Here is an 11,980-nt window from a genome sequence, read left to right as displayed (position 1 = left end):
ATGCCGCTTGAAATAGTGGTCCCCCAGATGGGCGAGTCTATCGTCGAGGCGACGGTGGCACAGTGGCTGAAGAAGCCGGGTGAGGCCGTGAAGGCGCGCGAGGCACTGGTTGAGCTGGAGACGGATAAAGTCAACCAGGTGATCGAGGCCGACGCCGACGGGGTCCTGACCCAGATCCTCGCCGAGGTCGGAGCCACGGTCGCCGTGGGCCAAGCAATCGGCGTTCTGGAAGCCGGCGCGACCGCCGCCCCCGCCCCCACAAGTGGGGGAGCCTCAGCCGTAGCTAGCCCTGCTCCTCCAAGTGCGGGAGCAGACGCCACACCGGTTGCGGCAGCGATGGCAGCGGCCAACAATGTCCCCCTCGACGGTGTCGCAGGCACTGGCCCTGCAGGCAAGATTGGCAAGGCCGATGTCGAGGCGAAGATTGCGACGCCCAAGGCAGTCGCGCCGCCCGTTGCCGCTCCCGCTCCAGCTCCCCCGTCGGACGGGGGCGGGGGGGGCCGCCCGATCGAGCGTATCCCGATGGCACGCAAGCGCAAGACCATCGCGGCCAACCTGAAGCACGCTCAGAACACCGCCGCTATTCTCACGACCTTCAACGAAGTGGACATGAGCAAGGTCATGGAGCTACGCGCACGCCGCAAGACCGACTTCGAGGGCCGCTTTGGCGTGGGGCTGGGCTTCATGAGCTTCTTCACCAAGGCGACTATCGGCGCTCTGAAGCAGTTCCCGATGGTCAACGCCGAGATCGACGATGCCCGCGGAGAGATTATCCTCAAGAAGTACTACGATATCGGGATCGCGGTCGGGCTGGAAGATGGCCTCGTCGTCCCGATCATCCGCGATGCCGACAAGCTCAGCTTCGCCGCAATTGAGAAGAAAATTAAAGAATTGGCGGGCAAGGCAAAAGAGGGCAAGCTTGGCCTCTCCGACCTGACCGGTGGCTCGTTCTCGATCACCAACGGCGGAACCTTCGGCTCCATGCTCTCCACCCCGATCCTAAACTACCCGCAGGTCGGGATTCTGGGGATGCACAATATCGTCAAGCGCCCCGTCGTGGTCGGCGATGAGATCGTCATCCGCCCGATCATGTATCTGGCGCTCAGCTACGACCACCGCATCATCGACGGCAGCACCGCGGTCCGGTTCCTGGTGAAGATCAAAGAGCTGATCGAGGACCCAGAGACCCTTCTCCTGGAAGGCTAGTCTCCCGACCTTGGCCCCTCTTCCGCACCAGGAAGGGGGGCTTTGTTTTTATGTCCATGGCCTGGCAACCCCCGCTTTTCGATCCCACCGATGTCGAGCGCCTCTGCTTTCGTGAGTCGTTTGGTCACCACGGGCCTCTGACAGAATATGTGGCGACTCTGGAGTGGCAAGGCGACTTTGTGGGCGTGGCGATCGGTTCGCAGCACCTAGGTGGGCCAGAAGTCGAGCTTACCTGGCCGGTTCGCATCTCGGAAGTCTTCAGTACCACCTGCCTGCAAGCGCTGGCCAGTGTCGCGATGCACCCGCTAGACTACCGGCCACCCCACCCGGGGCCTATGTGCTTTGGCGCTTGGGTGGAACTGGAGCTCGTCACGTCCACCGAGATACTCTTCTTCCGGCACCAATCCAGGCAGGGTTGGTATGTCCAGCACGACGAAACCTACTGCTTTTGCCGCGCACAAAAGCTGGTCTCCGCCGTGATGTACACGATTGAGGCGGCTCTCAACACCGAGCAACATACAGACGAGCTAGATGCGGCGTGGGAGGAGTACCAGCAGCGCCGCAAGGCTCCCAAACGCAAGACTCAGAGAAGCAAGTAGAGCCCCTTGCCCTCGGCGGTGGCGGCGTGGAGCATGGCGAGAACGGGGTCGATGATAGCGGCTTTGAGCGGGAAGTCGGCGCGGAGCTGCTCTAGGATCACGGCGCTCTCGGCGACATAGCTGGCGGACTGAAATGCGCCTGGCACGACCGGAAGGGCCCCGCCGCCCACAAAGACACGCCCCTCGGGGTAGAGGTCGATCAGCCCAAAGCGGCACTTTGAGGCGGCGCTGCCTAGGCCAATGTTCTTGGTCGCATCGTAGTAAGCAGACAGTGCCCACGCGGCGCGTGCAGCGAAGTGCTCTTTATCGGGCTCTGGGGCGGAGAGCTGCGCGCGATGGTCGTGGAGAAAGCTCTCCAGGGCGGTGGTGTCTTGGCGATCCAAAATCGGGGCGAGGTCGCGGCGAAAGGCGGCCTCATCGAAAACAAACGCCTGGTGTAGGTTGCTCATGGCTGATTCTATCCGATCCGCATGGCCACACCGCTCCCGTTTAGATCGCCCCATGGCCGGAACGGCCTTCGCAGCACGAAGCGCTCTCCAGTCCCCCCGTTCTGATCGGGGGGAGCTTCCGGTTTCCCCCCGTACACCATAGTATAATTTCATCATGACCTCTACCCCGTCTGAGCGCGCCGCGTGGCTGCGCACCGAGCTTGCCCGTCACAATGTTCTGTACTACATCCACGACTCCCCGGAGGTCAGCGATGCCGAGTACGATAAGCTCTACCATGAGCTGGTGAAGCTCGAGACCGAGAACCCTGAGCTAGTGACCCCCGACTCCCCTACCCAGCGGGTCGGCACCGCGCCCGCAAGCGCCTTTGGCTCCGTGACCCACAAGAAGCCCATGCTCTCGCTGGGAAATGCCTTCTCCGCCGACGAGCTGCGCGAGTTCGATGCCCGCGCCAAGCGGCACCTCGGGCTCCCCGAGGACACACAAGAGAAGATTGCCTATCTCTGTGAGCTCAAGCTCGACGGCCTCTCGGTCTCACTCACCTACGAGAACGGGCTCTTGGTGCGCGGTGCCACCCGCGGCGACGGGGCGACCGGGGAGGACATCACCGCGAACCTCAAGACCATCCCCTCCATTCCCCTACGCTTGGTTGGAGAGAACGTCCCCGCCCTGATTGAGATTCGCGGCGAGGCTTTTCTTACCCACGGCGAGTTTGCGAGAATCAACAGCGAGCGCGAGGCCAGCGGGGAGCCGACCTTTGCCAACCCACGCAACGCGGCGGCGGGAAGCCTGCGCCAGCTCGACCATAGGATCACGGCCGGACGCAAGCTCAAGGTCTGGTTCTATGCGGTCGGGGAGGCATCGGGCTGGGAGCCGGAGAGCCAGCGGGGGTGGCTGGAGCAGCTAAAAGCCTGGGGCCTACCCACCGCCCCCGAGCGCCAGCTCTGCGCGGATATCGACGAGGTGGTCGCGACGGTCGCTGCCTGGTCGGAGAAGAAGAACACGCTGGACTACGACACGGATGGAGTCGTGGTGAAGGTCAACGACTTCACGCTCCAGCGGGAGCTCGGACAGGTCAGCCGCGCACCGCGCTGGGCGATTGCGTATAAGTATCCTGCCTTACAAGTGGAGACCGTGGTCGAGGAGATTCTGGTGCAGGTGGGTCGCACCGGCGCGATCACGCCGCTCGCCAAGCTCGCTCCGGTCTCCGTGGCCGGGGTGATTGTGGGCCGCGCGACCCTGCACAACCAAGACGAGATCGACCGAAAAGATGTCCGTGTGGGCGACACCGTGGTGATCCAGCGCGCCGGTGAGGTCATCCCCGAGGTCGTGCAGGTGGTCACCGCCAAGCGCCCCGAGGGGACCGTTCCCTTCAAGCTCCCCGCGACATGCCCTTCCTGTGGGACTGCCACGGTCCGCGCGGAGGGCGAGGCGGTGACACGCTGCCCCAATGCGGAGAGCTGCCCCGCGCAGCTCCAGACCCGCCTGGAGTACTTTGTTAGCCGCAACGCGCTCAATATCGACGGCCTCGGTGGCGAGCGGCTGGCGCAGTTTATCGACGCAGGCTTGGTGCGCGATCCAGCCGATCTGTTCACACTCACCAAGGAGCAGCTTCTCCCCCTAGAGCGCATGGGCGAGAAGCTCGCTGACAACTTGATCGGGGAGCTAGAGCGCAAGAAGAACACCACCCTGGCGCGGCTCCTCGTGGCGCTGGGGATTCGGCATGTGGGGGAGGGTGGGGCGTCGCGGCTGGCGCAGGGCTTTGGGACGCTCGAAAAGCTCCGCGAAGCCACGGTCGAGCAGCTTGCCCAGGTCCCCGATGTGGGGCTGACCACCGCGCAGAGTGTCCGCACCTGGCTCGACAACAACACGGCGTTTCTGGACAAGCTTAGCTCTGTGGGCGTCGTGGCCCAAGGCGACGAGGCCGCGCCCGTCTCGGACCACTTCGCCGGTAAGAGCTTTGTCTTTACAGGAGCGCTCACCCTCTTCACGCGAGAAGACGCCGAGGCCACGGTCAAGCGCCTCGGAGGACGCGCGGCAGGCAGTGTGAGCAAGCAGACCAGCTACGTGGTCGCAGGACCGGGTGCAGGCAGCAAGCTGGCCAAGGCAGAGCAACTGGGCATCACCGTCCTCACCGAGGACGAGTTCGCGGCGATGCTTCCCGTAAGTGCCGAAGAATAACGCCCCTAGGAACGAGTCTTCGGGCTTAAGAGGGTGATCCACCCACAAGCGGGTACCCGGCCTTCGCAGCCAAGAGGATCTATGGGCACGCAGGTGCCCGTCGCCCTCTTAAGCCGGAAGCCTCGTGCTTCCGGTAGAATATTCCCATGGCCCTGATCTCGCTTGTCTTTCCGATCTTCAATGAAGAGGCAGTTCTCCCCGTGCTGGTGGCGCGGCTGGAGGCACTCCTGCCTATCCTAGAAAAAGACGGCGACACGGTCGAGGTACTCTTTGTCAACGATGGCTCGCGCGACAGCTCGCTCTTGCAACTACGGGAGCTGGCGCAGAAGCACTCCTGGGCGCGTGTGCTCTCGCTCTCGCGTAACTTTGGGCACCAGATCGCGGTCACCGCAGGGATGCACCACGCAACAGGGGATGCCGTTGTCCTCCTCGATGCTGACCTGCAAGACCCCCCCGAGCTCCTCCCGGAGATGATCCGCCTCTGGCGCGACGACGGCTGGGAGGTGGTCTACGGCAAGCGCCGCTCGCGCGAGGGGGAGACAGCCTTTAAGCTGCTCACGGCGTCGCTTTTCTACAAGCTCCTCCACCGGCTCACCAGTGTCGCCATCCCGGAGAACACGGGGGACTTTCGCCTGATGGACCGGAAAGTGGTGGATGCACTCAACGCCATGGGCGAGCAGCACCGGTTTCTACGGGGTATGGCGGCCTGGGTGGGCTTCAAGCAATACGCCTTAGAGTACGACCGCCCCGCCCGCGCCGCAGGAGAGACCAAGTACCCATTTCGGAAGATGTTCAAGCTCGCCATGGATGCCGTGACGGGATTTTCCTACGCGCCCCTCAAGCTCTCCCGCGATCTGGGGGCCTTTATCGCTCTGGGCGCGATTGTCTATGGCGTAATCCAGGCCGTGCGCTATGCTCTGGCCCCCCGCAGCTTCGAGCCCGGCTGGACTAGTATTATCGTCGTGCTCTCCCTGCTCTCCGGGGTACAGCTGGTGACCCTGGGACTCATTGGGGAGTACATCGGGCGCATCTACGACGAAGTAAAAGGCCGACCGCTCTATCTTCTCTCGGAAAAACTAGGCTTTCAGAACGACGCTCAGAGTACAAACTCTAAGCCATCGTAGGCGACCGAGATTCCGTGCGGGGCGCAGTGCTCTTCTAGTTCCTCGTGGAGCAGAAGGCCCGTGTGACAGAGATGTGTCAGGTAGACCGGAGCGCCCGGCTTTAGTGCAAGCTTCTCCTTAAAGGCAATACACTCCTCTAGGGTTAGGTGGCCTGTGTAGCCATTTGTCGAGATTCCCTTGCCGCACTCCACAATCACCGCATTCAGAGAGATATCAGCCAAAAAATCCCAGGTCTCCGCTGAGTACCAGCCTGTATCCGAGGCATAGAGCAGGCGAGTATCCCCGTCACGGAAGAGAAAGTTAAAGCACAGCTCATCGACCTTGTGGTTCGCCACTAGCGGTGTCACCCACAAGTGCCCTACTGCGATCTCACGAAAAGGCTCCAGCGCACGATAGCGCAGAGGGGGCTCCTCAAAAAAGTGCGGTGTCTCCCCACAGAGCTTGACAAGCACTTGGTGGCTCCCCCAGATATCCAGTGGCAGCTCCCGATCCGGAGCGAAGTTTCGGGAGAGATACTGCAGCTCCCGCACCGCAAAGTGATCGTCGTGGGAGTGTGTAAAAAGAAGGTGCTCAATCGCCGCGAGATCAAGGTGGGGGTACTTATGCACCTGTGCCAGAGCATCAGGACAAAGATCAACCCGAACCACCTCGTCCAACAAGATCCCCGAGCGTAGCCGGAGATTCTTTCCTCCACGGCGTAGCGCTTCTAAATTAATGGGGGTTCGGCTGAAGACCGCAGGAAATCCTTCAGCGGCCCCTGTGCCAAGAAAAAAAATTCTCACCCACCGCTCCCACTCTCGATTATAACCTCTTCAGGGCTACCTAGCAGTATTATCGGCAAGAGTGTCAAAAAATTCTCACCACATTTTCACACACCATAGATCTCGGGTTCGTCTCATCCGTGCGCTGAGATAACTCCCTCTAAATCATTCACCATAAATTGATCGCCAAATAACTGCACATTTTGTGCCAAACGGGTATACTGTATGCAAGAGTGCCCTCGTAACGTTCGTGACTTTGTGAGGAGATACGGAAGGTTTAAGTGTATGAAAATGTCCCAGGTTTTAGGATTCCAAGGAAAAATTAAAGTCGCCATCCTAGTCGGGCTACTTAGTGTTGCCCAGGGTCAAGCTCTCGCCCAGACTCTGTACGTCACCAACTTTTTCGATGATTCCATTAAAAGAGTTTCATCGTCGGGTGTCGTTACCAACTTCGTTAGTAGTGGTCTCAGTAGTCCGGTAGGTCTTGCGTTTGATTTGGCCGGCAACCTTTACACGCCAAACCAAGGTTTAGACACAATTAGCAAGATTACACCAGCAGGTGTAGTAAGCACTTTCGCTACAAGTGTATCATCAGGCTATGCAATTGCGTTTGATACCAGTGGTAACCTCTATGCTTCTAGCCAAAGTACAGATAAGATTATAAAGATCACCCCTGGTGGCGTCAAATCTGACTTTGCAACAGGTATTACTAATCCTACAGGACTCGCGTTTGACAGCAGTGGCAATTTATATGTTTCAAGTCAAGGTACTAGCTCGATTAAGAAAGTAGATACTGGTGGGGTAGTAACTACATTTGTCAATAGCGGCCTGTCTAACAATATTAATGACCTTGCATTTGATAGCAGTGGCAACCTCTTCGTTGTCGATACAGCAAATAACGCGATTAAGAAAATTACTTCGGGTGGCGTCGTCAGTACCTTTGCATCCGGTTTCTCTTCACCCTTTGGCCTAGGTATCGACACTAGTAACAACCTTTTCGTTGGTAACTTTGGCGACAACACCATTAAAAAGATTACCTCCGGGGGAACCGTCAGCACATTTGCCTCTGGGCTCAATGGGCCTGTGGGGGTAGTGGTCGCTCCGACGATCCTTATCCCAGAACCGGGGACGCTGGCCCTTCTTTGCCTTGGGCTGGCCGGTGGAGCCGTGGTGCGGCGGCGGCGTAAGTAGTCCTCCATCGTCTAAACAATTTCTACACTAAATCTTCCCCCCTGTGAGCGCCACGCTTGCAGGGGGTTTTCTTTTGCACGGTACAATGGGGCTACCGAATGACGCTTCGTGAGATCATGGTGGGCTACCCGGCCTCCAAGGACATCAATCAGCACCCGTACTACCAGGGGAAGGCTGGCCAGTGGGTCTGGCGCTTCTACCACTTTCGCTTTACCCGCACTGGGCGCTGGTTTCTCGGGCTGTCGGCGGTCGTTTTTTTTACCATTGCTCTCTTCTGGAACCTCGACACGCAGACCGTCCCCTTGACCCTCTATGTGGTGGGACTCTGGCTTGTCTCCAGTGTTGCGTTTCTCCCCCTCCGCGCCCATGCCCAGCTACGCCATGCGGAGCGAATCACGGCGGGCGAGACACTTCGAGCCGAGGTCACGATTCAAAATAGAGGCAGGCTCCCGATTCCAGATCTCCTGGTGCAGGGCTGGGGCCTGCCCTTGGTGGTCGATGCCCAGCCTGAAGAAGGCATCTCAGTGGGCTATCTGCGCTCGGGGGAGAGCGTTCAGGTGGAGCTTCCCCTGCACTGCTGGGGACGAGGTGCCTTTGTTTTAGGCGGGTGCCGTCTTCTCACCGACTTTCCTTTCGGGCTGCTCCAGGCCTATCGCATCGTGCAGCAGCCCACACGGCTGATTGTCCATCCTGCCTTCCGCCCCCTCTCGCGCTTTAACCTTCCCAGTGGACGGCGTTTTCAGCCGGGTGGAATCGCGATGGCCTCCCAAGTCGGCGATTCTTTTGAGTATCTGGGTAACCGGGAGTGGCGCGATGGAGACAGTCCACGGGATATCGACTGGCGGGCGACCGCGCGTCTCGCAGGGGCAGCAAACTCACCGCTCGTGGTGCGAGAGTGGCGGGAGGAGTACTTTCTGCGAGTCGGGGTAGTTCTGGACACCCATGTCCCCGCAGAGCCCGCGCGCTCGGCACGCCTCTTTCTACGTGAGATGCAGGAGCGCCTCCCCGGTCAGCCGTCGCGCGCAGGACGTCAGGCAGCGCTGGAGCGGGCGGTCTCGCTTTGTGCCGCGGTCAGCGATGCGCTTGCGCGTCAGGAGTACATTGTCGATCTGTTTGCAGCGGGGCCGAATGTCTACCACCTCATGGCGGGTCGGAGCCTAGCCTACCGTGAGCAGATCCTGGATATCCTTGCCTGTGTCGAGGGCTCACCCGAGGAGCCTCTCTCGCAGATCGCCCCACGCCTAACTCTAGAGCTCGATCGGCTCACGACGGTGATCTGCATCGTCCTTGATTGGGACGAAGCCCGGCGGAGCTTTGTGGAGACTCTGCGTCAGAGTGGCGTGGGGGTGAAGGTGCTCTGGGTCTCGGAGACGGAGGAGGCGCAAGAGACCGAGGGGGACATGCAGGTCCTGCCGCCCTCCGCATTTGCTTCGGGAGGAGTGGATATCCTATGACCCCGTCGTCGATCACGCTCCCTCCCTTTGTGCTCCTCTTTGCCTTGGTGAGCCTGCTAAGCCTCTTCCTAATCTCGGGGGGGAGTCTCTGGATCTTGGTCGCGCTGGGGCTTCTCATCCTGGCCTCGTATGTCCTTCGGCTACGCCTGCCCACGGTTTGGCTCCCCAGCCTGCTCTTTGGCGGGACGCTTCTTGGGCTTGCGATCCTCAGCACTCCCAACGAGCCCACAACGACCTCGACCATGATTGGTCCGGCGCGCGGGATGTACCTCTTTGGTCAGACGATGGCCATTTTTATGACCATCCAGTTCTACCGCCCGACCCCCCATGACCCCAAGCGTGCGAGCCTCCTTGCGCTCCTGGGAGGCTTTCTCACCCTCGCCACGTCGTGCAACGCCCTGGAGGAGCGGCTCTTGCGGGAGATCATCCCCGCCGCGGCTCTGACACTCGGGCTGGCGCTGCGCACCATGCGGCCCCGGACACGCGCGCAAAGAGCACTTCCCCTGCTAGTTGGACTCGCTCTGTGCCTTGCCCTAGGCAGTGGCTGGCTGGGGATCAAGACGGTCCAGACCTACCGAGAGCGCCTCACGGAGTGGGGAAACCGCTTCATGAATGAGAAACCCCAAAACGACCTCCTGGGGATGTCCCAGCAGCCGGTTCTGGGGCCGATGTTCAACGCCCGTGGCTCCAACGCCCGTATTCTGCGGCTCTCGGGGCGGCTACACTCCCAGCACCTGCGAGGCGCGGCCTTCGAGACCTACAATGAGAACCGCTGGTGGCCCCCACTCACGGGCCGCTCTTTTCATATCCTAGAGCCGCACGAGCTTGCGCTCACTCCCCCCCCCGGTGAGCCATCGGCCCGTGTCCAGGTCACCCGCATTCAGAGCGGCAACCCCCTCCTCTTTTCGCCACTTGAGACCTATAACTTGGAGCCCGGTGAGGTCGAGGCAGTCGAGTGGGCGACAGACTCCAGTGGGCCGCTCAAGGTCACGGCCGCAGCTCCCTATACCTACCACTACCAGGAAGGCCCGGAGCACTTTCAGGGACTCATGGCCTTTCCCAAGGCAGGTAGCGGTCCCGAGCGCAAGCGCCACCTGCAGCTCCCCGATGAGCTGCGCGATGCCCTCACCCCCCTTGCACGCTCCGTCACACAAGACTGCAAGACCTCCGCGGAGAAAGTCGCGGCGATCACCAGCTACCTCCTCGACAACTACACCTATAGCCTGACCTTCAACGCCAGCTTTCTCCCCGACCTCCAGCTCCGTAGAGAGGGAGACACCGGCGCTGAGCCCGTCCGCCGCCTCATGGATGCCAAGCGCACCGACATGGTCCTACGCTTCCTGTATGCCCAGCCCCGTCAAGGCGCACACTGTGAGTTTTTTGCATCGTCGGCGGCGCTCCTGCTGCGGAGCATCGGGGTGCCTACCCGCTATGTCACTGGCTACTTTGCCCATGAGGAAGAGGGCCCCGATACGATCATCGTCCGCCAGCGCGATGCCCATGCCTGGTGTGAGGCCTGGGTGGAGGGTAAGGGTTGGGTCACGGTCGAGGCAACTCCCCCCAGTGGCATGCCGGATCAAATCAAAGAGGGGATCGAGCCTTGGCGCAAGGCCTGGGAGTGGCTGGAGGATCAGTGGCAGGGGCTCGTTCTCTGGCTTGCGTTGCGCGAGCCCCTCCAGCTTGGGATGCTCCTGATGGTTCCTTTTGTGGGGATTGCGCTCACCCTGCTCTGGCAGCGACGTCGTCAACGCGCTACGGTCTCCCCTCTGACGGCTCTTCTCCCGCCCCCAGAGCTGGCCGCACTTGCCAAGCGCTTCGAGGCACAGGTTCCCTCCCTCGGGCCCACGGAGCCTTGGTCGGAGCGCCTTAGCGCCCTCCCCGACACCGCGCAGCCCGCCGCTAAGGCATTTATCGCGCTCTACCAGCAGGCTCGCTTTGGTGGTCAGACGGTCCCCCTAGACCAGCTAGAGGCAGCCCTCAAGGCCTTGGAGACCGCCCTGAGTCGTAGGGGCTAGGCGCGCTGGACAATCCCCTGGGCGATCCGTCCCACATCGGCGCCACGGTTCGCCAGGACAATCACCGAGCGGTCACCATCGAGCTCACGCCAGAAGTGGGTCGCAAAGCCGGGCCGGCTCCCGCCGTGCTCCGCGATGCGCTTTCCTGGCTCTCCGACAAGGTTCCAGCCGAGGCCATAGGGGTAGGTCTTTTTGTTGTTGAGCACCACGGGCTCAAAGAGCCGCGCCCGGGACTCGGGCTTGAGGATCGTCCCCTGGCGGAGCATCTCGTCCCACTTGGCTAGGTCCCCCACGGTGGTTAGCAAGCCGCCACTGGCAAAGTCCCGGGTCCACGACGGCACATTGACCAATGCCTCCCCCTCCAGTGCGTAGCCGGCGGCGCGCCCGGTGACCACGGTGCGCAGGTTGTGACGCCGGGTGGTGCTCATGTTGAGGGGGCGAAAGAAGCGCGTCTGCAGGAACTCGTCCCAGCGCTGCCCGGTTCGCTGACGGATCACCTCGCCCAGGAGCACAAAGCCGAAGTTGCAGTAGCTATGGCGCTCGCCGGGGGCAAAGCGCAGGGGCAGGGGCTTGACTGCCGCCACCGCATCGGCCTCGGTGTAGCTCTTGGCGAGGTCCAGCGGCTCATCGGTGACCAGCCCCGACGTGTGCGTGAGCAGGTTCAGGAGGGTGATCTTCTCCCAGCTGGCGGGGGTGCCGGGCAGGTGCTTGGCGACCGGATCGGTGAGCGTGAGCTGCCCCTCCTGCTCCAGAAGAACGACCGCCGCCGCGATCACCTGCTTGGTCACCGAGGCGAGCTGGTAGACCGTCTCCGCGGTCGCGGGGGTTCCGGTCTCCACATTGAGCTGGCCGTAGCCCGCGGCCTTGCGTAGCTTTCCCCCACTCACCAGCGCGATGGAGAGCCCGGGAATGCGCTGGTTGGCACGCTCCTGCTCCACAAAGCTATCGATTGCATCTTTAAAAACCTGCGGCATCGCCTCTGTCTCCTCTGGCCTATAATAC

Annotated in this window: 10 protein-coding genes; 7 read left to right on the top strand and 3 right to left on the bottom strand. The window is 61.3% G+C overall.

Going from position 1 to position 11,980, the window contains the following annotated elements; all coding sequences use genetic code 11:
* Window positions 1-1,206, top strand: a complete 1,206-nt coding sequence (gene odhB, locus HNQ39_RS15415; protein ID WP_184198013.1) for a 2-oxoglutarate dehydrogenase complex dihydrolipoyllysine-residue succinyltransferase — start codon at window positions 1-3, stop codon at window positions 1,204-1,206.
* A gap of 56 nt (window positions 1,207-1,262) precedes the next feature.
* Window positions 1,263-1,805, top strand: coding sequence for a hypothetical protein (locus tag HNQ39_RS15410; RefSeq protein ID WP_184198010.1), 543 nt, complete (start codon window positions 1,263-1,265; stop codon window positions 1,803-1,805).
* Here HNQ39_RS15410 and HNQ39_RS15405 read toward each other — a convergent pair.
* Window positions 1,790-2,254, bottom strand: coding sequence for a hypothetical protein (locus HNQ39_RS15405; protein WP_184198007.1), 465 nt, complete (start codon window positions 2,252-2,254; stop codon window positions 1,790-1,792). The two genes, HNQ39_RS15410 and HNQ39_RS15405, sit on opposite strands and share 16 nt — an antisense overlap.
* A 154-nt stretch (window positions 2,255-2,408) precedes the next feature.
* Between HNQ39_RS15405 and ligA the strand changes: the two genes are divergently transcribed.
* Window positions 2,409-4,433, top strand: coding sequence for an NAD-dependent DNA ligase LigA (gene ligA / locus HNQ39_RS15400; protein WP_184198004.1), 2,025 nt, complete (start codon window positions 2,409-2,411; stop codon window positions 4,431-4,433).
* A gap of 146 nt (window positions 4,434-4,579) precedes the next feature.
* On the top strand, window positions 4,580-5,557 hold the full coding sequence (locus tag HNQ39_RS15395) for a glycosyltransferase family 2 protein (RefSeq protein ID WP_184198001.1): 978 nt from the start codon (window positions 4,580-4,582) through the stop codon (window positions 5,555-5,557).
* Here the strand turns inward: HNQ39_RS15395 and HNQ39_RS15390 are convergent.
* A complete protein-coding gene (locus tag HNQ39_RS15390) occupies window positions 5,530-6,339 on the bottom strand; it encodes an MBL fold metallo-hydrolase (protein WP_184197998.1) in 810 nt (269 codons plus the stop codon). The two genes, HNQ39_RS15395 and HNQ39_RS15390, sit on opposite strands and share 28 nt — an antisense overlap.
* A gap of 264 nt (window positions 6,340-6,603) precedes the next feature.
* On the opposite strand from HNQ39_RS15390, the gene HNQ39_RS15385 reads away from it, so the two are divergent.
* From HNQ39_RS15385 to HNQ39_RS15375, 3 genes are all read left to right on the top strand, one after another.
* Complete coding sequence (locus HNQ39_RS15385; protein WP_184197995.1) at window positions 6,604-7,509, top strand: virginiamycin B lyase family protein; 906 nt, start codon at window positions 6,604-6,606, stop codon at window positions 7,507-7,509.
* 98 nt (window positions 7,510-7,607) lie between these two features.
* Window positions 7,608-8,963, top strand: a complete 1,356-nt coding sequence (locus HNQ39_RS15380) for a DUF58 domain-containing protein (protein WP_184197992.1) — start codon at window positions 7,608-7,610, stop codon at window positions 8,961-8,963.
* Entirely contained in the window at window positions 8,960-10,978 is a 2,019-nt protein-coding gene (locus tag HNQ39_RS15375) for a DUF4129 domain-containing transglutaminase family protein (protein WP_184197989.1), read from the top strand. Before HNQ39_RS15380 ends, HNQ39_RS15375 begins: the two co-directional genes overlap by 4 nt.
* Here HNQ39_RS15375 and HNQ39_RS15370 read toward each other — a convergent pair.
* Window positions 10,975-11,952 carry a serine hydrolase domain-containing protein gene (locus HNQ39_RS15370; protein WP_184197986.1) on the bottom strand — a complete coding sequence of 326 codons (978 nt, stop codon included), beginning with the start codon at window positions 11,950-11,952 and terminating at the stop codon, window positions 10,975-10,977. The genes HNQ39_RS15375 and HNQ39_RS15370 overlap by 4 nt on opposite strands.
* Window positions 11,953-11,980: the final 28 nt, after the last annotated feature.

The sequence above is a fragment of the Armatimonas rosea genome, assembly GCF_014202505.1.
Classification (GTDB): domain Bacteria; phylum Armatimonadota; class Armatimonadia; order Armatimonadales; family Armatimonadaceae; genus Armatimonas; species Armatimonas rosea.
Note: the sequence above shows the minus strand (reverse complement) of the source record. Positions and strands in the feature narration are given on the sequence as shown.